Annotated in this window: 19 protein-coding genes and 1 pseudogene; 7 read left to right on the top strand and 13 right to left on the bottom strand. The window is 54.0% G+C overall.

Going from position 1 to position 23,525, the window contains the following annotated elements; translation table 11 throughout:
- Positions 1–74: 74 nt before the first annotated feature.
- The 3 genes from QD356_RS03440 (at position 75) to QD356_RS03430 (ending at position 4,067) form a co-directional block, all read left to right on the top strand.
- On the top strand, positions 75–1,793 hold the full coding sequence (locus QD356_RS03440; protein WP_192837987.1) for an alpha-amylase family glycosyl hydrolase: 1,719 nt from the start codon (positions 75–77) through the stop codon (positions 1,791–1,793).
- A gap of 145 nt (positions 1,794–1,938) precedes the next feature.
- A complete protein-coding gene (locus QD356_RS03435; RefSeq protein ID WP_192837986.1) occupies positions 1,939–2,994 on the top strand; it encodes a LacI family DNA-binding transcriptional regulator in 1,056 nt (351 codons plus the stop codon).
- An 80-nt stretch (positions 2,995–3,074) separates the two neighbouring features.
- Positions 3,075–4,067, top strand: coding sequence for a nucleoid-associated protein (locus tag QD356_RS03430; RefSeq protein WP_192837985.1), 993 nt, complete (start codon positions 3,075–3,077; stop codon positions 4,065–4,067).
- A 202-nt stretch (positions 4,068–4,269) separates the two neighbouring features.
- Here the strand turns inward: QD356_RS03430 and QD356_RS03425 are convergent, their stop codons facing one another.
- The 4 genes from QD356_RS03425 to QD356_RS03410 all read right to left on the bottom strand — a co-directional run bounded on the left by QD356_RS03425 (position 4,270) and on the right by QD356_RS03410 (position 8,833).
- Positions 4,270–4,719, bottom strand: coding sequence for a DUF417 family protein (locus QD356_RS03425; RefSeq protein WP_192837984.1), 450 nt, complete (start codon positions 4,717–4,719; stop codon positions 4,270–4,272).
- A gap of 313 nt (positions 4,720–5,032) precedes the next feature.
- Positions 5,033–5,911: an ABC transporter substrate-binding protein gene (locus tag QD356_RS03420; RefSeq protein ID WP_192837983.1), complete on the bottom strand. Its 879-nt coding sequence runs from the start codon at positions 5,909–5,911 to the stop codon at positions 5,033–5,035.
- A gap of 538 nt (positions 5,912–6,449) precedes the next feature.
- Positions 6,450–7,784 (bottom strand): aspartate aminotransferase family protein, encoded by a 1,335-nt coding sequence (locus QD356_RS03415; RefSeq protein ID WP_192837982.1) that lies wholly within the window; start codon positions 7,782–7,784, stop codon positions 6,450–6,452.
- Positions 7,784–8,833 (bottom strand): phosphotransferase, encoded by a 1,050-nt coding sequence (locus tag QD356_RS03410; protein ID WP_192837981.1) that lies wholly within the window; start codon positions 8,831–8,833, stop codon positions 7,784–7,786. The genes QD356_RS03415 and QD356_RS03410 overlap by 1 nt, the downstream gene beginning before the upstream one ends.
- Before the next feature lie 507 nt (positions 8,834–9,340).
- Between QD356_RS03410 and QD356_RS03405 the strand changes: the two genes are divergently transcribed.
- Positions 9,341–10,150 (top strand): helix-turn-helix domain-containing protein, encoded by an 810-nt coding sequence (locus tag QD356_RS03405; RefSeq protein WP_225996394.1) that lies wholly within the window; start codon positions 9,341–9,343, stop codon positions 10,148–10,150.
- Positions 10,151–10,188: 38 nt separating this feature from the next.
- Here QD356_RS03405 and QD356_RS03400 read toward each other — a convergent pair whose 3' ends face one another.
- The 5 genes and pseudogenes from QD356_RS03400 to QD356_RS03380 form a co-directional block, all read right to left on the bottom strand.
- Positions 10,189–10,926 carry an NERD domain-containing protein gene (locus tag QD356_RS03400; protein ID WP_192837979.1) on the bottom strand — a complete coding sequence of 246 codons (738 nt, stop codon included), beginning with the start codon at positions 10,924–10,926 and terminating at the stop codon, positions 10,189–10,191.
- A gap of 290 nt (positions 10,927–11,216) precedes the next feature.
- The gene (locus QD356_RS03395) at positions 11,217–11,558 is read right to left on the bottom strand and encodes a DUF427 domain-containing protein (RefSeq protein WP_192837978.1); all 342 of its coding nucleotides are present in this window, start codon (positions 11,556–11,558) and stop codon (positions 11,217–11,219) included.
- 77 nt (positions 11,559–11,635) lie between these two features.
- Positions 11,636–12,955: an ergothioneine biosynthesis protein EgtB gene (gene egtB, locus QD356_RS03390; RefSeq protein ID WP_192837977.1), complete on the bottom strand. Its 1,320-nt coding sequence runs from the start codon at positions 12,953–12,955 to the stop codon at positions 11,636–11,638.
- A 294-nt stretch (positions 12,956–13,249) separates the two neighbouring features.
- Positions 13,250–14,286: pseudogene (locus QD356_RS03385) on the bottom strand (TauD/TfdA family dioxygenase).
- A gap of 214 nt (positions 14,287–14,500) precedes the next feature.
- Positions 14,501–15,496, bottom strand: a complete 996-nt coding sequence (locus tag QD356_RS03380) for an ion transporter (protein WP_192837976.1) — start codon at positions 15,494–15,496, stop codon at positions 14,501–14,503.
- A 198-nt stretch (positions 15,497–15,694) separates the two neighbouring features.
- Between QD356_RS03380 and QD356_RS03375 the strand changes: the two genes are divergently transcribed.
- A complete protein-coding gene (locus QD356_RS03375; RefSeq protein WP_225996393.1) occupies positions 15,695–16,168 on the top strand; it encodes an META domain-containing protein in 474 nt (157 codons plus the stop codon).
- A 206-nt stretch (positions 16,169–16,374) separates the two neighbouring features.
- On the opposite strand, the gene QD356_RS03370 is transcribed toward QD356_RS03375, so the two are convergent.
- Complete coding sequence (locus tag QD356_RS03370; RefSeq protein WP_192837975.1) at positions 16,375–16,533, bottom strand: hypothetical protein; 159 nt, start codon at positions 16,531–16,533, stop codon at positions 16,375–16,377.
- 287 nt (positions 16,534–16,820) lie between these two features.
- Between QD356_RS03370 and csiR the strand changes: the two genes are divergently transcribed.
- Positions 16,821–17,504 (top strand): DNA-binding transcriptional regulator CsiR, encoded by a 684-nt coding sequence (gene csiR, locus QD356_RS03365; RefSeq protein WP_192837974.1) that lies wholly within the window; start codon positions 16,821–16,823, stop codon positions 17,502–17,504.
- Positions 17,505–17,962: 458 nt separating this feature from the next.
- Here the strand turns inward: csiR and QD356_RS03360 are convergent, their stop codons facing one another.
- The 3 genes from QD356_RS03360 to QD356_RS03350 all read right to left on the bottom strand — a co-directional run bounded on the left by QD356_RS03360 (position 17,963) and on the right by QD356_RS03350 (position 21,095).
- A complete protein-coding gene (locus QD356_RS03360) occupies positions 17,963–18,865 on the bottom strand; it encodes an SMP-30/gluconolactonase/LRE family protein (protein WP_192837973.1) in 903 nt (300 codons plus the stop codon).
- A gap of 112 nt (positions 18,866–18,977) precedes the next feature.
- Positions 18,978–19,532: a hypothetical protein gene (locus tag QD356_RS03355; RefSeq protein WP_192837972.1), complete on the bottom strand. Its 555-nt coding sequence runs from the start codon at positions 19,530–19,532 to the stop codon at positions 18,978–18,980.
- A 324-nt stretch (positions 19,533–19,856) separates the two neighbouring features.
- Entirely contained in the window at positions 19,857–21,095 is a 1,239-nt protein-coding gene (locus tag QD356_RS03350; protein WP_192837971.1) for an iron-containing alcohol dehydrogenase, read from the bottom strand.
- A 695-nt stretch (positions 21,096–21,790) separates the two neighbouring features.
- Between QD356_RS03350 and QD356_RS03345 the strand changes: the two genes are divergently transcribed.
- Positions 21,791–23,485, top strand: a complete 1,695-nt coding sequence (locus tag QD356_RS03345) for a sigma 54-interacting transcriptional regulator (RefSeq protein ID WP_192837970.1) — start codon at positions 21,791–21,793, stop codon at positions 23,483–23,485.
- Positions 23,486–23,525 lie beyond the last annotated feature (40 nt).

Genomic DNA, 23,525 nt, shown 5'->3' with positions numbered 1-23,525 from the left:
CGCAGAGACGCGGGGCCTTTCCGGCGCTCTAGCATGCCCGTGCCCCCTGCCGCCTCGACAACAAGGATCGTGCAATGACATCTACCCAACTCCATCGCCATGCCGCACACGACTGGTGGCGCGGCGCAACGCTCTATCAGATCTATCCGCGCAGCTTCATGGACGCCAATGGCGATGGTGTCGGCGATATTGCCGGCATCATCCAACGTCTGGACTACCTCGCGACCCTGGGGGTGGACGCCATCTGGGTCTCCCCCATCTTCACCTCGCCCATGCAGGACTTCGGCTATGACGTCTCGGACTACCGTGACATCGATCCCCTGTTCGGCACTCTGGAGGACTTCTCGCGGCTCGTCGCCCGCGCACATGAGCTCGGGTTGGGCGTCATCATTGATCAGGTGCTGTCACACAGCTCCGATCAGCATGCGTGGTTCCGGGAAAGTCGCCAATCCCGGGACAATGCCAAGGCTGACTGGTATGTCTGGGCAGACCCGCGCCCGGATGGCGGTGCGCCCAACAACTGGTTAGCCGCCTTCGGTGGCCCGGCCTGGACCTTCGATTCACGGCGCTGCCAGTATTATCTGCACAACTTTCTCGCCAGCCAGCCGGACCTCAACTTCCATCATCCCGAGGTGCGTCAGGCACAGCTCGACAATCTGCGCTTCTGGCTGGAGCTGGGCGTCGACGGGTTCCGCTTCGACACCGCCAACTTCTACTTCCATGACCAGGCGCTGACGGACAATCCGCCGTCCTCGGACGACTACCGTAGCCGTGGTCATCCCCGCAGCTATCAACTGCTGAAACACAATGCGGATCAGCCGGAGAATCTCGACTATCTGGAAGAGATTCGTGCCCTGCTGGAGGAATACCCCGGCGCCACCAGCGTCGGCGAGGTCGGGGGCAGCGACCCGCTTCCCGCCATGGCAGCCTACACAGCGGGCCAGCACCGCCTGCATATGGCCTACACCTTCGACCTGCTCAACAGCACGGGCGATGCCGTGGACTTGCACGCCGTTCTGGCACGCTTTGCCGAACATGCCGGTGACGCCTGGCCGTGCTGGGCATTGTCCAATCATGATGTTCCGCGCAGCGCCAGTCGCTGGGGGAGCGCACGCGCCTTGCTGGCTCTGACGGTTCTCTGCTCATTGCGGGGCAGCCTCTGTCTCTACCAGGGCGAAGAGCTTGGATTCGAGGAAGCAAAGCTGAGCTACGCCGAGCTGCAGGACCCCTTCGGAATCGCGCTCTGGCCCGAGGTCAAGGGACGCGATGGATGTCGCACGCCCATGGTGTGGGAGCCTCATCGCCATGGTGGCTTCTGCGCCGACTCCCTATCGCCCTGGCTTCCCGTCAATGCCCAACACCAGTCACAGGCGGTCTCGCTGCAACAAGAGGTGCCCGAGAGTCTGCTGAATCACGTTCGCCGGCTGCTGAGACTGCGTGGCGAAAGCACGCTGCTCAAGACGGGGCAACAGACGCTCATCTCCCCGTCCGTGTTGCCGAAGGGTGTCTTTGGTGTGATACGTCACGACCGTCATCAGCAGATGATGTGCCTGGCCAACCTGGGACACCAATCAGACCACGCCCCGGAAAACGACAACGCCCCCGTCATGCTCGACCTGACAGCCCTGCTGGGCTCGCGAACACTGCATGGCCAGCATCATGACCCGATAGAGATCATCTCTTTGCCCGGCATGGCCACGCCTATCCTTGAGGCGGGCCAATTGAGTCTGGCGCCGGGGATGGCAGCCTGGCTGGTCGTGCCAGCCGATACCTCGCAAGTACAGGGCCGCTAGCAGGCGTTTCCCGGCTGGACGCCTTGTGCGCAGTTGGCCGCTCGGTCGGCCAACTCCGACACTTTCTGGGCATTTCTGGTACGCGGCGATATGCTATCTCTGCACTTAATCGTTCAAGCTTTTCATCTTCAGGAACCCGACGCCTGTGTCATCGCCTCGCCGCATCACTCTCAAGGAGCTAGCCGCACAACTCGGCGTCTCCACCGCCAGCGTCTCCAACGCCTTCAACCGCCCTGACCAGCTCTCGCCTGCATTGCGCGAGCGGATTCTCGAGGAGGCCAAACGGCTGGGCTATCGTGGTCCGGACGCCAAGGCGCGAAGCCTGCGTACGGGGCGCTCACGGATCATCGCCGTGGTACTCGCGGAGACACTGACCTACAGCCTCAAGGATGCCGTCGCCAGCGAGCTGTTGTCGGGCATCGCCGAAGTGCTGGACGCCCACGGCCATACCCTGCTGCTGCTCTCGGGTCGCCAGGATGCCTCTCAGGTGCCGGGGTCTTCCAGCATTGCCGATGGCTTCATCGTCTACGGGCTGATGGCCAGCATGGCGCTGGTGGAAGAACTCCAGAGCGCGGGTCACAAGCCCATCGTGGCGGTCGACTTCGATCTGGGCGATCACCCTGCCATCCACGTGGATGATGAGCCCGCCTGCTACGCCATCGCGCAACATGCCTTGAAGACACCCGCCAGTCGCATCGGCATCGTCAACCTGCGCCTGACCGACACGCCCTGCAATGGCCCCATCACCGACGCCCATACGCTGCTTCCGGCCGGCCGTACCATTACTCGCTCGCGTCTGGCAGGGTTTCATCGCGCCCTGGCTGAGAAAGAGGTGTCTTTGCAAGACGTCGCGATGTGGAACATCGAGGAAAACACCTATGAAGTCTGCGCACCGGTGCTGGCAGAGATACTCGACCTGCCGGCCAGCGAGCGGCCAGACCTCCTGCTGTGCATGTCAGACCGCATTGCTCTGACCGCCGTGACCCTGGCCGAACAACGTGGCATCCGAATTCCCGAGGATCTGCGTATCACCGGCTTCGATGGCATCGAGGAAGGACAATATCGGTCACCGCGCCTGACCACCGTCCACCAGGACAGTACCGAGAAAGGCCGCCTTGCCGCGCGAATGATTCTGGGGCTGGAGCCCGCCTCATCACACCGACTCTCGACACAGCTGATCCAGGGCGAGACCTGCCCGTGAGGAGATGTCGCCAGGAGTGACGCTATGGGGCGTGGCAGGTATCATCCCCAGCCCGTTCATCGCAGCCGAGGGAGGTTTCCATGCCGATCCTGCACAGCATCATTCACCGTATCGACAAGGGCAATAGCGAGACGCCGGCCCAGCTGGTGCCTGCCGCCACCGCCCTGCCGGCATCCGATGCACTGGAGAATCTGGTGTCCGGGCTCAATGACGCCTACCACGGCAAGGCCAAGAACTGGGGGCGTTTCAATGAAGACGCACCTGCCCCCTTCCCCGCCGAGTTGGCGTCTTTCCTCGCAGGTGATAGCGATTTCGCGAGCCTGACCCAGACGCTTGCCGGTCGACTCATGCCGTTGATCGATGACAACCTCCCGACAGGCGGCCATCTGCTGGTGGTGGATCACCAACAGGGCGAGACGCGCCACCTGTTCATGGCGTTGCTGCACCATCGTGATGGCTTCGCGATCGACGAGTCCCTCGCGGTAACGCCTGCCCGTCAGCTCAACATGACCCAGATGTCGCTGGCCGCACGACTGGATATCAGTCAGTGGCAAGGCAGCTCGACGTCTCACCCCTATCTGTCCTGGGCGCGCGATCGCGGACGCACCAAGCTCGCCGAGGCCTTCGCCGAGACGCTGGGCGCACAGGAGCAGCGGGATGCCGGCCAGGAAACCCGCACCCTGCTCAAGGCGTTCAGCGACTATGTCGAGAAGGAAGACATGGCCGAGGAAGCCAGCCGGCAGAAGACCGACACCCTGGTCGATTACGCTACCGACCAGGCCAAGCTCGGCGAGCCGATCACGCTGGATCAGTTGTCTGAGCTGATCGATGAAGAGCACCCGCAGGCCTTCTACGATCACATTCGCAACAGTGACTACGGACTGTCGCCGGAAATCCCGCCGGACAAGAAGACGCTCAACCAGTTCAAGCGTTTCACCGGGCGCGCCGCGGGTGTCTCGATCAGCTTTGACTCGCACCTGCTGGGCGACTCGGTGGAATACGATGAAGCGAGTGACCGTCTGATCATCAAGCAGGTTCCGACCGGCCTGCGCGATCAGCTCAAGCAGCGCTGAGCCATGCCAACTGGCAGCTGACGCGAACAGATGTGCACTGACTCGCCAGCAGTGCATCACAACGACAAGGGCCCGCTGCTGATGCAGCGGGCCCTTGAGTCACCTCGTCGCTCAGTATTCTCCAACCGGCTGAAGCACTACCTGGCGAGGGTGAAGGATGTGCGAATACCTCACTACTGCGACGAAAAAGTCGCTCAGCGTATCAACGCTTTTCTGGGGCATTTCTCTCGATCATGCTGATGGCTATCGCCAGGAAAAGTACGTCCTTTACCAAGAAGAAGTTGGCGATCAATACGCCATCGGTCACTTTCCAAACGTCGGGAGTCGTGAACAGAAAGCTCAGTGTCGTCAAGAATATGGCACTGGCCGCGAGACCAGAATAGAACGCTACCTTCCTGTACTTGAGACCAAGCAGAATACCGATAGCGACAAGGATCTCGGACAGGCCGACCAGGTTCGATACCGCTTGTACCGACATCACGTCATAGAGCCAACCCATGGCAAAATGGTTCTCGACCAGCGGATGAATGAGGCCCGCTTCCGTGGGAGTGAATTTGTAGGCTCCCAGCCATAGCAAGAGCAACGCAACACCGAATACGCCAACGTAATAGCCGATACTGCCCTGCTTGATTCCTTGATAATTACCTTGCATGCCTCATCCTCACTCCACTCATCTTGATTCACGAAACCTGTCGGCCTCAGCGTTCATCATGCTCCCCGGCAGTGATGTCTCCACGGCCAAGCTTCCTGCATGACTGATGCAATGAGATACGGCAGTTCCTCGCGCGCGGATGCAAAGGAAGGTGTTCTATTTGTCTTCTCGGGAATGTCAGACCCCGTATCGGGCGCATCTGTCTCCGTGGCGGCCGCACCCTGCAACGCAAAGCATGCAACACAATGCATAGAACGAAAAACACCGCTCTGCAGACTGCCAGAGCGGTGTTGATAGTGGTCCAAGCGTGATCTTACAGCCCTTCGAGAATCTCATTCATCTGGGCCCGCACGCTCTGCAGCCCACTGCCGGAGAGATACCAGAGGCCAGGCGAGAGCACGGTAACGCCAATGGTCTCACCGCCAGCGTCGGCCAACGCGGCTTTCAGCGCCTCAGCATCCATCGGGGTCTGACCGATGGCGGCACTGCGATCGATCACATAGAGCGCATCCGGCGCCATCTCGGCGATGTTTGCCGGTGACAGCGGGTAGAAGGTGCGCTTGCCACGGCTGACCGGCTCCACGGAATCCGGCAGCTCAGGCTGGGCGATCTGCAGAAGCTCCGTCACGACCGGCTCCTGGCGCAGGATGTAGCGACCGTCGTTATGGATCACGACCAGTGCCTCGAGATCCTCCGCCAGCCCTTCACGAGCCGTCGCGATATCCGACTCAAGCGCTGCCAAGTGCTCACGTGCCTTTTCCTGGGCATGGTACTCAGATGCCAGGCTCAGTACCTTGCCGCTCAGTGCCTCGAAATAGTCGCCTTCTGCAAGAGTCACATCGCGTGTTTCCGCCACCGCCTTCAGCGCCTCTAGCGATCCAGACTGACGGCCGGTGACGAGAATCAGGTCCGGCTCCAGTCCCGCGATCGCCTCGACATCAGGCTCCTTGAGCCCGCCGATGTCTGCTCGCCCCTCCACCAGATGCGCCACGTAGGCAGGCGCGGGCTTGTGCGACACACCGATCAGATGCTCAGACAGGCCGAGCTCATCCAGCGTATCGGCAGCCCCCCAGTCCAGACTGACGACTGAGGGACCATGCGCGCCTCCTTCAACCTCGTGAGCTTGCGCGCTCAATGGCAGAGAGGCCAGCAATAACGTGGTGACAGATAGCGTGAGTCCAGACACTTTCATCGACATTCCCTTGGTGCAAATAATAATTGGTTCGATTTGTGTTCTGGAAACTAGCACACCTTTCTTCCGTAATCCTGCAACTGTGCGTTGCACCCAATGCAATTGATGTACTCCAGCGTCGAAAACGCCCCAGTCACGGCAGGCTTTTGCAGCATCGCCGACAAGGGGAGCCTCGGCCCTCCTTGTCGGCGATGCTGGTTCAGAGTCTCAATGCTGAACGTCAATCACGGCATCAGGTGCCTTTATCATGCCCCCTTCAAACATCCACGAAGATCACTTCCCCAGTGATGAAGCCATCGACGGAGCGTTCGAATGCCTTGCTGACCAATGCGCTCGGCACTGGCTGGAAGCCCGGTATCATCTCGCCATACACCTCTCAGGCCTCTTCCAGCACGGTGGGATTGATGGCGTTGATGCGAATGCCTCGCGACACTTCATAGGCAACGCATTTGATGTTGATCTGAAGTCCCCGCGATAATCCCTCACCACACTGAGCGGTGAGTGAAATGTCCATGTCGCTTGACTCGGATGCAACGATTCAGGTGGCGGTCGCCTTCAGTGACTGCTCGAACCTTTCTAGGAAGAGGCCCGCTTCAGCCTGCGTGATACACAGTGGTGGGCGAATCTTGAGGGTACTGCCTGACTTGCCCGCCCCGCCGATCAAGACACCATTGTGCTTGAGGTCGTTGATCAACGCGGTCGTCCGTGCCGCATCCGCGGCTCCATCACGCGCCGGATCACACAGGTCTACGCCGAGAAACAAGCCAGCGCCTCGGACACCACTCACTTCCTCGAAGCGTGACTGAATATCGCGTAGCTGGCGCATGAGATAGGCGCCCTGACGCTGCGCATTCTCCATCAGGTTTTCTTCAGCGATGACATCGAGCACTGCTGTTCCTGCCGCCACCGCGACGGGCGAACCCCCGAAGGTATTGAAGTAGCCGACATCGGTATTGAGTTTCGCCAGCAACTCCTCGCGCGCCGCCAGCCCCGACATCGGGAAGCCGTTGCCCATCGGCTTGCCCATGGTGACCACATCCGGCGTGACACCATGACGTGCAAAGCCCCACATGCCATCACCGGTCCGCCCGAAGCCGGGCTGAACCTCATCAGCGATGAATAGCCCTCCCTGTGCTTGCAGCATCTCGACCGAGGGTTTCAGAAAACCGACGGGGTCCGCGTAGATGCCATCGCTGGAAAAGATCGAGTCCACTAGCAAGGCCGCACATCCGTAGCCCCGAGCATCTAGCTGCTCGATACCATGCCGTACCTGCTCAGTGAACCAGGCGGCGGGGTCCGATTGCTGGGACATCTCGGAAATCGGCAGGATATGGACATGATCCGGTGGCGTGCCCTGCTTGTAGGAAGACGGAGACACCTCGGTCACGGCCGCCGTGTTGCCGTGATAGGCCGCCTCGGTGACGATGATACCGTGGCGGCCCGTCCAGCCACGCGCCAGCCGCAACGCCATATCATTGCTTTCACTCCCGGTACACATCATGACCAGCCGGTTGAGCGCTGTCGGCAGCGTGTCCAATACGCGCTCTGCGTAGCGATGAATGCCTTCATGCAGGTAGCGGTTGTGCACATTCAACGTGCCCATCTGTTCCGCCACGGCTTGCACGACACGAGGATGGCAATGCCCGATCGAGGGCACGTTGTTGTAGACATCCAGATAACGTTTGCCTGAATTGTCATACAGCCACACTCGCTCACCGCGCACGATGTGAAGCGGCTCTTCGTAGAACAGCATCGTCGTCGGCCCGACCGTATCGAGTCGCTTGCGCACCAGCTCACTGATTCGCACATCCGCCTTGTCGATGTGCGCCATATTGAATGCATTCTGATCCAGTATTCCGCGTACCTTTTCCATCACGCCATCCTCACTTTGTGGTGTCGTTGCAGATCATCAGGTAGGTAGCCATCGCGCACCGGATGGCCACGTTGTGTCATATAGCGATGTGCCATCACCGCGGTATCGCGGCTGAAGTCACTGCCCAACGCCTGGCCTTCCTGGCTCTCCTGATGAGTTGCCAACCAGGCACATAGCAAGATGCGGCGAATCAGAATGAAGGTGTCGAGCATCGCCTCATCCGCTGCCGAGAATTCAGCAACCGAGCGATAGCCCTTGAGCCAGGCGTCCCGCAATTGCGGAACACAGGGGTCTGTCTCATGGAAGCTGATGGCGGCAGCGAAGTCATAGGCATACCAGCAGAAGCCACAATCATCGAAGTCGATGATCGACATGCCCTCTCCCGACACCAACAGGTTGGTCAGCCTCAGGTCGGCATGCACCAGGCCATAGCGATGGGGTGCCGTGCCGTATAACGCGATCTCTGACTTGATGTAGGGGATGGCCTCACTGATGGCGTGGGCCTCGCTCATCGTCATGCCGGGGGCATTACGCCAATCCCCCCATAGCCCTTGTGCAGAGATCATCGTCTCGAGATTCCAATGCTTGCGCACGAACCCTTCTGGCAACTGCCAACGACGACTGTGCGCATGCAAGGTCGCAGTGACAGCCCCGAGACGCTCGAACCATTCCGGCAAGCCGTCACCGATATCTGGCTCGGCTCCCGCTGCATACTCAAAGGCCACCACCAGTAATGTCAGCTCTCCCACGGAAATGCTCAGCACAGGGCTCCCCGTCTTAGTCGGCAAAGGGGCTGGCGTGTTGACCTCGGTGGTCGCCCGAATAGCGCGTATCCAGGCCAATTCAGACTCGATCTCTTCTCGGCAGTGATAGTCCGGCCGATGGACACGAATAATGATCTTGCGACCTGTCGCACTCTCCTCAGCGATGAAGGTCGCGTTCTCCGACAGGGTCAGGAGCGATACCTGAGCCTGTTTCGATAGGCCCCATTTCTCCAGACAGCGTGCCAACTCAATTTTTATTTGATTTGTAAGAGTGTCCGTATACATCTCACTACCTCGCTGACATCAGAAAGGCCGGGACGCTGCGAAATACTCACTGCCTCGCGATGTCACATGAAGGGCGGCCTCATGGTCGAAGCCATGCCCTCCTCGGCGATTCTTGTCCTTGTGGTCTCGGTGCCACTTCGCGGAAGAAACAGGCATGGGTATGCGAATCGATATTCCGAAACCCCGCTCCCTCTTTGAAGATGTGCGCGAAAGTTGCATGTACAGACTAACGACACAGCAAGGGAGAGCGTTATCAGCATCCGGCAAACCTTGCTTAACCACGAAAAACAATGAGTTACACGCGATATGCCACAATATGTGTCACTAGCAGGCGCAGACGATGCCACAGGGAAGAACAGGAAAGATTCACTCGCACCAGGCAAGTGCACGCGGGAGGCATGGGACGTCAATGAACAGGCCGGCAACCTGACCGATTGGTCACAGGAATATGATCAATACGGCGAGGGGAGATTCTATGGCCGTATCGATGAACTTCACCTGCCTCACATGCAGGTATTCAAGGAATACACCAGTCATGCGCTCGGGCAGCAATGTCATGTCTGGCCGGATTCGCTGTGGCTGGGCATCCCGGCAGCTCGGGTACCTTGCCGTATCAATGGCTACTCTCTGCAAACGCAGGACATCATGTGTCAGCCGGGAGACCATGACTTTGAACTGACCACACCTGATGACTTCGCGATCTATAGTCTGGTGATCCGGCGGGACTGGCTGGTGAACGTCGCGGGAGAGTCGGCACTGGCATTGCTGGAGGCAGACCCACAACAGGTGATGCGTCTGGAGGTATCATCCAAGACTCGGCAGGCCGCCACCTTCCTGATGGAATGCCTGCTCAAGCGTCAAGGTGCGGGGTTCGAGGTGCAGGTCCACCAGGACATTCTATCTCTGGCAATCAACACCATCCTGCACGAAAAGACGCCTCTCCCTGAGCGCTACCCGAGCTATCACCATCGGCGTCAAGTCGTCGCGAAGATACGTGACTACGTGAATGGCAGTGCTTCTGCCCCCATCAGCATCGACACCCTGTGTGACATCGCCCATGTCAGCCAGCGCACGCTTCACAACAGCTTCGTCAGCATTCTCGGTATCAGCCCGATGCACTTCATTCGCCTGAACCGCCTCAACCATGTACGACGTCGGCTATGTGACCCGAACAGCGCCAGTACGGTGAGCCAGATTGCCAATGACTGGGGGTTCTATCATCTGGGAAAATTCGCGCAGGATTATCGTCATTTGTTTGGCGAGCGGCCGTCGGTGACGCTGTCACGTTATCGCGCCAACCCCTTGCTGGAAGCGTGAAGGGGTTCAAGTGCGCGGATCATGACCTGACCGAGAGCTCACACCGCCTGTGTCGCACGACACTCAGGATATGCCGAGCATCCCCAGAATTGCTGGCCCTCACGCGCACCGGACTTGACAGTGCGCAGCACCATCCGGCTGCCGCATTTCGGGCATTCACGTCTCGCCTGTGGATCATTGCGCTGCTTGAGATGCTGTACATGGGCACGCTGCGTCGCCCGAGTCGGTGCCAGACGCCCTGTCAGCAGCGCCTCGTGCATGGCCTCGACCTGCGCCTCGCTGAAGACGGGGGTCTTAAACGACTGTACGAAGGGAACGAAGTCAGTGCCGCGCGTCACGTTGGACGGCATCTCACCCTTGAGCCTGGCGCTGCCGATGAAGATGATCACCGAATGCAGGTGTTCGAATGGCACGCCAAGCGTCGTCTCCAGCGCCTTGAGGTGACGGTAGTTCTGACGTAGCGGGTTCTGGAAGCTGAACGATTGGCGAGGAAACTGCTGGGTCCAGTTCGCCTCGTGCTCACTGCCGAAGATCCAGCCCTTCATGTTCTTGGTTTCCAGCACGAAGCAGCCGAAACGCGACAGCAGCACATGATCGATCTGGGTGGTGCCGTTGGCGGTATTGAGAGTGACATTGTGCAAGGCCCGATAGCCTTGCTTGCCGAGTCGACGCGCCATCCAGCGCACCCGCCACTCGCCGATGCGGCCTTTCATGCGGGAAGACTTGAGATAACGACTGACGCAGGAGGCCAGCACGAGGCATAGCAGTACACTCATCACTGGCGCGATGTTCGAAGGGACAACCACTGTCATGACTCCTGGTGCAGCCTGTACGGAAAGGAATCAAGCGAGGTGATTCGTCCAACCGGAGTACTGAGTCTTGATAAGGGAAAGGTAATGCTGCACCGCGCCCGATGGAGGAGCGCTGTGCAGCAAGCTGCCGAATTCTAACTATCCGGCGAACGCCAAGCTACTGTTCTCTATCGGTTTATCTCTGAAGCAGAGTACGACAGGACCTTATACGCCGACGAGAGAGAATCAGGTTGGCCGCGAGTCATTCACCTGAATCACTCTACTTCCAACGTAACCTTGTCGGTATCGAACGCCAACCGCCCTGCGATCGCCTGCATTTCCTCGATGGGCTGGTCGTAACTCCAGGCGATATCAGGAAGGTCTGATAGCGAGTAATAGGTGCTGTCGCCCTTGAAGGGACAATGGGTGACGGTACTGGAGACCGAGAGCTTCGCCATCGCCACATCGGCGCGCGGCAGGTAGAGCCTCGGTGGATAGCCCTTCTCGTGCAATTCCAGCGCGTTGCCGGTGTCAGCGATCACTGTCTCACCGACCAGGATTCGCACCCGCGAAGATAGCGGGTGCAGCGTGATACGCGGTTCGGGGTGGTCGGCCATGAAGACTCCTTTACGGGTTGGAAGATAGAAGCGGCAGATGAAGGTGCTTGGAGGCGCGTTCTAAAGGGGTCAGCCCATCATGCCCCACCGTCCCTGGCGAGACGGAAGCCGGAGAACGCCCAGCGCGCCTCGGGGGGGAAGAAGTTGCGATAGGTCGCGCGGATGTGGTCTGCCGGCGTGGCACAACAGCCCCCGCGGAGCACCATCTGACCGGACATGAACTTGCCGTTGTACTCTCCCAAGCTGCCCGGCAGTTTGCGAAAGCCCGGATACGGACGATAGGCACTGCCCGTCCACTCCCAGACATCGCCGAACATCTGACCCGGCGTGCCTTCGGCTCTCGCGGCCGCGACTGGCTGCAGATGATCCTGATCGACGAAGTTGCCCGTGAGGGGGACATCTTGGGCCACCGTTTCCCACTCGGCTTCGGTCGGTAGGCGAGCCCCCGCCCATTGCGCGTAGGCATCGGCCTCGAAGAAGCTGACGTGGCAGACCGGCGCGCTCAGATCCACCGGCACCAGGCCACCCAGGGTGTAGTGATGCCAGACGCCGTCGCGCTCGACCCAGTAAAGCGGCGCCTGCCAGCCTTCCGCCTTGACCGTGGCCCAGCCATCCGCCAGCCAGTACTCGGGGGTGGCGTACCCGCCGTTTTGCATGAACGCGAGAAACTCGCCGTTGGTCACCGGACGATCGGCCATCTGGAACGCTTCGACAAACTGACGGTGACGGCCCATCTCGTTGTCGTAGGCAAAGCCACCTTCGGCTGCATCATGACCGATCTCGCGAATCCCGGCTGGATAGGCCAGCCATCCAAGCGACGGCACCTCCTGCTCAGGGGCTGGTGCCAATCCCGGAGTCAGATCATCCCGATAGGCCGGACACAGCGGGTTCTGCGCCAGGATGTGCTTGATGTCCATCAATAGCAGCTCCTGATGCTGCTGCTCATGCGGCAGCCCCAGCTCCAGGCGGCGAAGAATCTCGGGCAGATGTTCCCGTGGCGGATTCTCAAGCAGCGCTTGCATGGCCTGATCGACGTGCGCGCGATAGCGATAGACATCGTCGACGGTCGGGCGCGAGATCGTGCCACGCTCGGCGCGCGGGAACGGTACGCCATGGGTCTCGTAGTAGGAGTTGAAGAGGTGGTCGTAGGCGGGATCGAGCGTCTGATAGCCCGGCTGAAACGGCTTCAGGATGAAGGCTTCGAAGAACCAGGTGACATGGGCGATGTGCCACTTGGGCGGGCTGACATCTGCCATGCTCTGCACCATGTAGTCTTCCTTGTGCAGCGGCGCACAGATCGCCTCGGTGGCGGCGCGTACCCGCTGGTACGCGCTTAGCCACTCCTTGGCATGCAGGCTATCGGGTCTTTCGATGACGGTGTCATGGGCAGATGACATGATGGCTTCCTTTGCGAGTCTGGTTCTCTCCCTGAAACGTGATCGGACAAGCTCTGACGGCCAGCACGGCTGACACGCCTCCCCTGCCCCATCAGCGCTTGGCCGGGGTGATGTCCCCACCCTATCACTCGTGTTGCTGATGCCAACTCTTCACGGGCTCTGGTCTTTCCTCTGAAACTAGGTCTGCACCTTGATCTCCCCCCTGATCTGATCTGATCTGCCCTGATCTGCCCTGGCCTTCACTTCGCCGTAACGCACGTCCCGCTGCAAGTGACTTGCCTGAGCGCGCCAGCCTCAGTTCTGCATCGGAATATTCTCTTCCCAACGAAAGCCGATACCGCCGCCCTGCCATACACCATTCTCCAGCGGGCTGGGGCCATGGATATCCACCTGCAGCGGCAGGCCGAAGCCAGGTGCCAGATCCTGAGTGCCACGCACGGTACTGCGATGCATGATCCGCAGGCCTTGCTCCTGTGCCGGCAAGTGCGCGCCGGGCGCGGCCCGATGCGCCACCGCCAGGTTATCGATGAACACGCAGTCGTTTTCCTGATACTCGAAGTCGAGGGCGTAACCCTCGGTGAAGCCGGCATTCAGGATGGTGTTGTACTCACGGCAGAGCTGCGTCAGCTCTTCGGCGGTCAGCAGTCGGAAGGCATCCTGATCGGGTAGCTTCTCGATCACTGCACCGGTCATGCCCAGATGAAGCCAGATGCACTTGCGACCGGTGATGGGGTGTTCGTGTACCACAGGATGTACGGCCCCGGAGGAGGAATTCACCGAAGCAAGACGGCGCCAGAAAGCCTGACGCTCGGCAGACAAGGCGTCATGGGCCGCGCCTGATGGGCAAAGCAGGTACCGCCGCCTTTCTCGGCCGGGCGGATGATGTGGTAGCCCGAGTGCGAGAATGTATCGGTATTGAAGCTGCCGTCGTTATGCCACTGCGGCCCGACACCGGGAATGCCGTGGCGGCGATCGTTCGACAGCCGGAAGATATGCCGGTTGCCGTCGGGCGTGGCCGGGTGCATGCCGTGAGTACTGTGCAGCTCCTTGCCGCCCCACCAGCAACTGGCGCGCAGGAAGTCATCGGCCTCCAGGGGCATATCGCGCTTGAAGACCAGGAAGCCGCGCTCGGCCATGATCTGCTCCAGCGCCTCAAGCACTGGCGCGGGCGGCGCGTCCTGAGCGGACAGATCGATCCCCCTCACCTCGGCGCCAATCGGCTCCAGCAGTGTGATGCTGCCGCCGAATTGCTCGATGACAGCCACCTGTGCCGGGTCGAGCTGAACGCCCGGCGCTGACTCGGCTACCTCAGTGCGTGTTGGATTCGCCATGACACTGACCTCCTGTCGCGGCTCCCACGCTGACGAGACGCTGATGTGTCATCAGACAGCGCTATCGCTGCGTGACGACACCCGCGGCTCACAGACTCTCAGCGTGGGATGAATGTATCAGCATTCTCGCAAACACATTCCCGTGCGCCAAACCTCGGCCCATCTCATCCCGAACGCTGCGAGTGGCCCATCAGGGTGACGTTGGTCAATCACGTCACTCGTATTTCTTCTGCCAACTCTTCACGGCGATCCGCTCCTTGAGCAGATCCAGCATGTCGATCAGCACCTGCTCGGTGATCTGCTCCGTCCTCGGGTCAGTGCGCGACCAGGCATCGAAACCACTCTCTGCCAGGTGCCCCACCAGCGCCGAGAACTCCTTGGAGCGCAGGCCGACCAGTGCTTCATCGACAAGGTGACAGGCCAGATCGGACAGCGAGCTTTCGAGCCCTTTGGTCAGCTGGGTGCCCATGGGCAGGCGCGAGACACGCTGGAGCTCCGGGCTCTCGGCAAGAGTGCGGCTGACCAGGCCCCGCACATAGCGCAGGGTATCGTCGCGATTCTGGGTATAGACGTCCCCTGCCATGGTCTCGAGGCGCTGGGTAATTTCCTGGATCAAGGCCTGCTTGCGCGGTTCCACGACACGCTCGATCACCGAGGATGAGAGGTCATCGCTGTCGCGCAACTGCTGCTGAACGTTGTCGAGCATGCGCAGGGAGATACGATCCGTCAGCTCCTCCAGCAGAATGTCGAGATACTTGGCGGCAACACGATAGACATACCATTGCCGCACATCGATCAATTCCAGACGTTGAAGACGGAACAACAACGAGACCACACGCAGCACACGCAACAGACGGAAGCCGCTCAGCGGAATGCAGCCCAGCACGTCATACCAGTGCACGAAGGGATAGAAGAACCAGCGGTGATAACGCCGCTCCGCGATGGCCACTGCCCACCCCGCCAGCACATCCAGCAGGAAGACGGCGACGAACGCCAGATCGATGGAGAGGAAATTGGCGTGGATGTTCTGCTCATAGGCCGCATGCAACCCGGGTGTCACGGCCTCGAAGGCCGTGTTCAGCGGGGGAATCAGGAAGAGGCTATCGAACAGCAGCAATGCCAGATTGGCGATCACGAGCACGATGATGAACAGATCCCACCACAGATGTATCCGCTCCCTGGCGGACGAGGGCGTGCGGGTGGCTGGCATGACAACTCCTTGGCGATTGTTTCAGAATGCGTAACGCGTCTTCCTGACTCAGCCTACAACGCTTCAGATGACCACGCTGGCGATGACCGCGCATCAGCTGACCACACTGGCGATGACGCTGTCTGCGAGGGCTTGCAGCGCTACCGGAGCCCAGCCCCGAATCGCCGTAGACACCCTATTAGTGAGGGAGACACCCGCATGAAACAAGCGCAAGTGATGACATGGGCCGCCGTGATGAGCGCAGCACTCACCCTGGGCGGCTGCGCAGGCGCTCAATCCTCTGAGGATTATCAAGGTGTCGACGAGCCACTGGAGAACACCTATTGGAAGCTGGTGACACTCGACAACCAGCCAACACCCGTGGTGGTAGGCAAGCGTGAAGCCCATATCGTCTTGCATACCCCTGACTCTTCGACACAAGACTCGCGAGTAGCCGGCTCCACCGGCTGCAATCGCCTGATGGGGGAATATCACCATGATGCGCAAGAACTCGGCTTCGGCCGTCTGGCCACCACACGCATGGCGTGTCCCGGTGAAGCTGGCTCACTCGAGCGCGATTTCCTCGCGACACTCAACGACGTGTCGGGCTGGCAGATTGAAGGCAAGACACTCACGCTGACCGATGAGCAAGGTGTGTCGCGTGCACGTTTCCAAGCAGTTCATCTCTATTGAAAGGTCAAAGTTCCAATGAAGACTTGCGGGCTTCACTCTACTGCTTCTTAGCGACAGCGCAGCTGGATCGCGAGCGTTGGACCTGCACGAGTTAGAGGCCACGCTGCCGGTAGCATTCAGCACGCTCAGCCTAGCTGAGAGCCTCCGTCTCCAGTACGGTATGGAACTTGTCATGCGAGCTCCAGCTTTCGGGATCATCGCTCTGGTCAGGTAGTAAATAGCCGGCTTGCCGAGCCTTCTTGCGCCGTTATGAAGTGTCGCTGGGGGATGCCTTCTTCCTGAGCGACTTCTTCGGCCACCGTGCGGTTGTGCGGCGGAAGCAGTTTTTTAAGGATGGCTTCTCGGAGCTCGTCGGAGTACTTCATCGGAACCTCATCACGCCTCATGGGGTTCAGAGCCTAACAGCCTCTGAAACTCCAACTAGCATGACAGCGGGGGGACGGGGCGCTGATCACGGCTTCTAGCAGCGGCAGGGCTAGGAGGGTAAAATCAGACAGGGCGTACCCTATCTTGTAGGTGAGATCCTGACTGTAAAAAAATCAATAGAGCCCTACCCTTCCTACATCCTCCCGTACACTAGGAATCGCCATAGCTCCACACACGGCTTCTGGAGTAGGTATCATTCACGCCCCTTTGTTATCCGGAGTACCACATGCCAAAGTCTTCACGCCCCAACCTAGCTGTTAGCGCCTATCAACAAATAAAGCAAGATATCATCAGGGGGGTGCATACTCCAGGTAAAAAATTGTTAATGAGCCATCTCAAAGAACGCTATGGGCTCGGTGTTGGGCCGTTGCGGGAAGCCTTATCACAACTTGTAGGCGAGCGACTAGTAATAGCTATTAGTCAACGCGGTTATCGTGTGGCACCAATGTCAGTAAGGGAGTTGCAAGATATTTATGATGCCAGGGCGAACTTGGAAAAATTAATAGTAGAGCTGGCAATAGAACGGGGAGGAGATGACTGGGAGGCTGACATTATTGCGAAAGGACATACATTAAATAAAGTTAGCGAAATTCATAGCCCCGAACAAATGCTTGATGTGTGGGATGCTCGTCATAAAAGTTTTCATACAGCTATCGCGGCCGGATGCCGCTCTCCTCACTTATTGCACGTACGTGAATCACTCTCTATTCAGGCTGAGCGCTACCGGCACTTATGGTTATGTCAGACTGTATTTTCACCACAGGCACTTACAAACAAACGAAAAGAACACTCCGAAATTATCGAAGTAATTTTAACACGTAATGCTAGTGCCGCAGGTGAGCTAATCCGGAAACACTTAATGACACCAGTGCCCTTGATAGGCGATATATTGGAAAAACTAGACCAATAATAGAGGTACGCTTAATCATAATGTCACATCAGCCGCACTGATTAAACCAATATAACCAGGCGCACTAGATGAATACATAGAGTATGAAGTCCAAGAGCCACTAGCAAACAAGACCAAATATTAAAAATATAAATCAAAAAAGCTTGAGGAAACATACAACAGAGGTCAAGACACTGTATAGGTACTTGTTATTGAAAGCAATAAAATTAATTGTTTAGCCATACAGCGTTTGCAGTAAAATTGCTTTATAACCGAAAGGGTTACTTATAATTTGATAGTGCGGTTTCAGCAATTGTTAGATTGACATCTATACTTACTCAAATCCCAGACACCCGATGCAACACATCGGGTGCTCAATAATACCTTATATTCTATCCTATATCAAATAACACTACAGTCTGTTAAATTTGTTTGTAGTACATTCAAAAGACAAAAATCATTCAATATAATCATTAACGCTAACTAGAAAATGCCTGCATGGGCACATCAACATCAATGGAAGCGATAAAGCCTTCACGCTCAGCGCTACGATTTCCCTCGTCAAAATCAGGTGCTACACAGAGGTAAAGTGTCTTACCCTCTGCGCCGCCTAGTGCAACAGCAAAAACCTGGTGTGGGGCAACACTTACTTCATCAAGTATCTTGCCACCCTTAGAGATCCGCAGAGCACGTTGATTTGTGCAGTCAGCAATCCAGACACAACCTTCAGCATCTAATGTCAATCCATCGGGCACGATGGTCGCTGCCTCTAAGCGTTTTTCGATACTCGACTCCTCCCCAATATCGCCAAAGTTCGCCCAATCATAACGAAAGCCGAGAGTACCATCTTCAAAAATATCAAAGGCTGAGAGCTTGTTACCAAAGAGCTCGTTGACGATCAGGGTGTTACCGTCTTCCGTGATCACCATACCGTTAGGAAACGATAGACCGTCAGCAACTACTCTTACCGAACCATCAGGGTTAACCAAAACAATATTCGTGGTGGCGTGGTCAGCGCCCCCCATCAGATCAAATCCAAAATTTCCCACATAAGCCTGCCCGTTCTTTGCCACCACCATATCATTAGCATGACCGCCACAAAGTTCATAGATGTTAGCATGCTCAACCAAAGTGCCGTCAGGCTCCATGCGTAAAATACGGCGATCTTTCATTGAGACCACCAACATTCGACCGTCGGGTAACCAACCAAGACCTGAGGGTTGATGCTCAACCTGGGCAACTGTTTCTATCGCACCATCTCTACATACCTTATTGACGGTATAGGTATAAAAATCAACAAACCAAAGTTCGCCATTATGCCAGCGAGGTCCTTCAGTGTAGGAAAATCCATCCGCCACGACTCGTAAATTTCGGTTAAGCATAACGCCCCCTCATACTGATAAAACTGCTTCTAATTGTTGGATATAAAAACCATACTATGATAAAGGCTTCTAATGAAAGGCCTCAGATAAGAGGCCTTTCATTTAAAATATATTAAAAACCTGATCTACCCTGCAAAGACCCAGCCATGCTTGAACGGGCAGCTATACCCCAGTTACCATCTTGTTTGGTTACAATATAGAATGAATCAAATGTCTGACCGGGAATATTATTCCCTTGTTCATCATATCGAGTGAAAGAAAGCGATACATGATATTTCATTTCACCAGTATCACCGTCCATTCCGGATTGAATAACATTTCTGTAGTCCCAGCGAGATTCCTTCCAGCCAATAGCTTTAAGAGAGCTTTTATTTTGATCAGATGCATAATCCTCAGGCTTTTGCCACACGTGAACATTTCCGCCAGAAATACGCACATGTGGATAATTTAGAGTTTCCGAAAGAGCTTTCTCATCTACAGCATTGAATGCTTCGAGAAATACATCAGTAGCTTCACAGGCGGGAGCAATATCATGCGGATACTCTCCATTGCTATTTTTTACGCAGTCGTCAACCAAGTCACCTCTTTCTGAAGAAGCCCCATAAGCGTTGAATGTAGCCAAAAGCAGTAGACTGGCGGCTGTTTTGTAGATATTTTTTACTGTCATTTTTATAAACTTCCTTTATCTGGCGTTTTATTATCTAAACTGTAGATCATTTCCCCTACAACATATCAGCAAACAATTTATAAATCTTTGATAGTCCCTACCTCCGTTGTCCTATTTAAAACAGCCTAGTGAAAGTCAAGAACACAAACAACTTGACCTACCATCGAAATCATACAGTTTCCACTGATATAGACAGGCAATCATCGATACCGACGCCATAACAATACTATCAGTCTAGACTGAAGAACCCTAAAAACTTCATGCCATCAACTCACTTCATTTACGTATAATAAAGTGAAGCAGAATACTATTCAAACATGTGCTTTAGTCTATAACAGACTCATACAATTCAATGATATCTTGTAGCTTACTCTTACGCGGGTTGACTGAAATATTTCCGCTTTTCATAGCATCTTTTGCCATATTTGGTATAGAAGATTTAACGACACCAAACTGAGTAAAACTGTCCGGTATGCCGATGTCTCTTGAGAGTGTCTCTACAGTATCTATCGATTTATATGCATGTGATAAGATAGTATCAGAACTAGTCCTTGGTACTCCCATCAAAAGAGCAATATCGGAGAATTTTTCTGGAACCGAAAGCAAGTTGAACTTCATTACCGTAGGAAGAAGCATGGCATTCGCTACTCCATGTGGAACGTTATATATGGCGCTCAGTGGGTGGCTCATGGCATGAACATTACCAAGACGGGTGTTACTGAAAGCAACCCCAGCGAGTAAGCTTGCATAGATCATGGAAGATCTTGCTTCTAAGTTACTCCCATTAAATACAGCTTGTCTAAGATTGCGTGATATGAGTTTTATGGCTTCAGTAGAAAATAACTCACTCAACGGAGAAGACATTGTGGACGTATATGATTCAATAGCGTGAACAAGAGCATCAAGACCTGTTGAGGCAGTAATACTTTGCGGCAGACTCTGGGTCAGCCCTGGATCGAGAAACGCCCATTTAGGTGCCATGCTTCTACCACCTATAGTTATTTTATAATCTCGACTTTTATCTGTTATTACAGAAAAAACAGTTACCTCACTACCAGTACCTGCCGTGGTCGGAATAGCAAGTAATGGCACCGGAAAATTATGGTATTTATCCACACCCTCAAGATCTGCAACTTCGATTGGATTTGTTGAGAGAACGGCTAAGACTTTAGCTGCATCAATAGGACTTCCTCCACCTATACCGATAATAATATCTGGAGCAAAATCCAGGGATGCTGAATGAGCTGTCTGCACCTCTTCTACAGTTGGGTTAGGTGAAATTTCAGTATAAACACATGTAGAGATGCCATTACATTCTAAAACATCCTCTACAATAGACAGAATTCCGGCTGATTTAACTCCTTGATCGCTAACCAAGAAGGCACGCTTGAATGAATTTTTCTCAAGCAGCTCAGGAACCTGATTAATACATTGATTTCCAAATACAATTTTCGTATCCATTGTGAATGTCATAGCTGTAGCCACTTCATACCTCCACTGCCTTAAATTAGCAATATCAAAAAGATAACTATCTTTCACATTTTTTATTCCTACGGTAGACATAAGCACTCCGCATGCCAATATTTTATTTTTTTGATCAGCGGGCAAAATATTTAAAAATATCCTTCAAAATCAATGTGTTAAAAAAACAATATACTTACTATACTTTTGTCTATATTTATTCTTACCCCTAAACTATAGACTTTAGCATAGAGATAAAAGTATAGTATTAGTGCATTTATGCACTGATACTGAGCATTTATGCACAATTGAGCAATTATGCACTTCAAATTTTTTATTTGAATATTCCCAACCACGTACATCGTGGATGTTCTCTATTGCCTAGTCATGCCCAATAACCAGGAACACCGGCGTAGCTCTCCCCTGGATGCGCACGATGCTGATATAGATAACGAGGAACAGCAAAGTCTAAACACCATCATACCAAGGCGAACGGCAATATCTCTGGCAGTAGAGAAGTACCACACGCAACTGGCACTGTGCCGGACGATCTGACAGAATCTCGATTAGAAAGACCACTGATTCAACTCGACCAACGATGGGAAGCCAATACTCAGAATTTCATCATAACTGACAATTGTCGCTGCTACCATGGAGAAAGTAACATGAGGAATATCAAGGATGAGTATAACACTGCGTTCTAACCAGATAAAACTAGCTATTAAATATAGTGCTCTAAATACGACAATTTTGCGTAGACCGCACTTCACCGTTTGTGCATTTTTAGGATAATAGAGATGAAAAATAAACTTTTTTTAGATTTAGAGAATTTTATACATTACTCTGATTCTCCTTGTTGTTTAACCGATTCTTCTGGTCAGCCTCTATACATAAATAAACCAGCTCAGCATATTTACACGTCACTTCCTGGGTCAATCACCGATAAAGTAAAGAGCTACGCAAAAAAAAATTTAGCAACCTCCGAATCCTTGAAAATCAGTTCGGAACAATATGCTTTATTAAGAAGTATCGTTATTGATGGGGAAAATTTCACTCATGTAACTATTAAGAATATAGCGTCTGATGGTTTTGATACGATTCTAGGTCGTAATATTAATAGCATCATGGAATCACTTCAAGAAGGAGTCTATATAACTGACGGAGAAGGTTTTACACAACGTATCAATCATGCATACACGGCTCTAACTCGTTTGACGAAGAAGAACGTCGAAGGCATTCATGTTCTAGAGTTAGTTAACCAGGGGATTTTCGATAGCTCTGTTACAGCTACCGTAATGCATGATAAAGTGACATCATCTAAGATGCAAAAAATAAACGGCGATAAAATTTGTCTCGTAACTGGCGCTCCTGTTTTTGATGAGGATAGACAGATAATTGCTGTCGTTAATTCAGCTTTGGACCTTACAGAGCTTAACAAACTGCAAGATAGTCTGGATAAAAGCAAAGTAACTCTTAAACATAAAGAGAACGAACTTAAACGTCTACGAGGCTATATTGTAGAAAGTGAAAATGTAAACTCTTTTAATATGGAAATGAAAAGAATAAATAAGACTTGCGAAAAACTATCAAAATTTAACGTGCCGGTAATATTACTGGGGGAAACAGGAACCGGAAAAAGTAATATGGCATATCGAATTCATAATAGTAGCGATCGCTACGACAAACCTTTTATTGAAGTTAATTGTGGGGCAATTCCTGAAACTCTTTTTGAATCTGAACTATTTGGGCATGTACAAGGTGCCTTCACTGGTGCATTAAAGTCAGGAAAAGTGGGATTGATTGAGTCTGCTGATGGGGGGACGCTTTTTCTAGATGAAATTGGTGAAATGCCACTTTCATTACAAGTTAAATTACTAACATTTCTCCAAACTAATAAAATAAGAAGACTTGGTGAGTCTTTAGATAGAAGTGTCGACGCTCGGGTTATATCAGCTACCAATAAAAACCCCGAAGACCTTATTGAAAAAGGAATGTTTCGGGAAGATTTATATTATAGACTTTCTTTAGTTAATCTAAAGGTTCCGTCTCTTCGTGAAAGAATGGAAGATTTATCAAGTCTCACAACATACATGCTAGATAAATCTAACAAGAAGCATAACTTAAAGAAAAGAATGTCTAATGAAGTTTTTTACTACCTTGATAAATATCATTGGCCAGGTAACATTAGAGAGTTGGAGCATACGATAGAGCAAATGGTTGTGCTTTCTAGTGATGATATAATTAGGCCATACGATTTACCTTGTAAAATATTTAATGACGACACCCAAAATATTACATCTGTTGGCAGGCATGACTCGCGAGTGATTGATTCAAGTAGTGAAATGACTCTCAAAGAATTCTTGGAATTTCATGAGAAAAACTTTTTATCTAATCATTCAAACAAATCAGAAGATATTAATAGATTGTCAGAAAAATTAGGTGTACACCGTACTACTTTGCTGAGAAAATTGAAAAAATATAATTTGCAATAAATTTATTTTTATATCCGACATAACAATGGCTCTTCGATTT

This window comes from Cobetia sp. 2AS, from assembly GCF_029846355.1.
GTDB classification, from domain to species: domain Bacteria; phylum Pseudomonadota; class Gammaproteobacteria; order Pseudomonadales; family Halomonadaceae; genus Cobetia; species Cobetia amphilecti.
The sequence above is the reverse complement of the archived record's forward strand: the minus strand, read 5'-3'. Positions and strand labels throughout refer to the sequence as shown.

Bases quoted from the DNA above. Each gene is read 5' to 3' on its own strand.
- QD356_RS03440 (WP_192837987.1), top strand. From the start codon at position 75: ATGACATCTACCCAACTCCATCGCCATGCCGCACACGACTGGTGGCGC.
- QD356_RS03430 (WP_192837985.1), top strand. From the start codon at position 3,075: ATGCCGATCCTGCACAGCATCATTCACCGTATCGACAAGGGCAATAGC.
- QD356_RS03425 (WP_192837984.1), bottom strand. From the start codon at position 4,719: ATGCAAGGTAATTATCAAGGAATCAAGCAGGGCAGTATCGGCTATTAC.
- QD356_RS03420 (WP_192837983.1), bottom strand. From the start codon at position 5,911: ATGAAAGTGTCTGGACTCACGCTATCTGTCACCACGTTATTGCTGGCC.
- QD356_RS03415 (WP_192837982.1), bottom strand. From the start codon at position 7,784: ATGGAAAAGGTACGCGGAATACTGGATCAGAATGCATTCAATATGGCG.
- QD356_RS03410 (WP_192837981.1), bottom strand. From the start codon at position 8,833: ATGTATACGGACACTCTTACAAATCAAATAAAAATTGAGTTGGCACGC.
- QD356_RS03405 (WP_225996394.1), top strand. From the start codon at position 9,341: ATGCAGGTATTCAAGGAATACACCAGTCATGCGCTCGGGCAGCAATGT.
- QD356_RS03400 (WP_192837979.1), bottom strand. From the start codon at position 10,926: ATGAGTGTACTGCTATGCCTCGTGCTGGCCTCCTGCGTCAGTCGTTAT.
- QD356_RS03395 (WP_192837978.1), bottom strand. From the start codon at position 11,558: ATGGCCGACCACCCCGAACCGCGTATCACGCTGCACCCGCTATCTTCG.
- egtB (WP_192837977.1), bottom strand. From the start codon at position 12,955: ATGTCATCTGCCCATGACACCGTCATCGAAAGACCCGATAGCCTGCAT.
- QD356_RS03380 (WP_192837976.1), bottom strand. From the start codon at position 15,496: ATGCCAGCCACCCGCACGCCCTCGTCCGCCAGGGAGCGGATACATCTG.
- QD356_RS03375 (WP_225996393.1), top strand. From the start codon at position 15,695: ATGAAACAAGCGCAAGTGATGACATGGGCCGCCGTGATGAGCGCAGCA.
- QD356_RS03370 (WP_192837975.1), bottom strand. From the start codon at position 16,533: ATGAAGTACTCCGACGAGCTCCGAGAAGCCATCCTTAAAAAACTGCTT.
- csiR (WP_192837974.1), top strand. From the start codon at position 16,821: ATGCCAAAGTCTTCACGCCCCAACCTAGCTGTTAGCGCCTATCAACAA.
- QD356_RS03360 (WP_192837973.1), bottom strand. From the start codon at position 18,865: ATGCTTAACCGAAATTTACGAGTCGTGGCGGATGGATTTTCCTACACT.
- QD356_RS03355 (WP_192837972.1), bottom strand. From the start codon at position 19,532: ATGACAGTAAAAAATATCTACAAAACAGCCGCCAGTCTACTGCTTTTG.
- QD356_RS03350 (WP_192837971.1), bottom strand. From the start codon at position 21,095: ATGTCTACCGTAGGAATAAAAAATGTGAAAGATAGTTATCTTTTTGAT.
- QD356_RS03345 (WP_192837970.1), top strand. From the start codon at position 21,791: ATGAAAAATAAACTTTTTTTAGATTTAGAGAATTTTATACATTACTCT.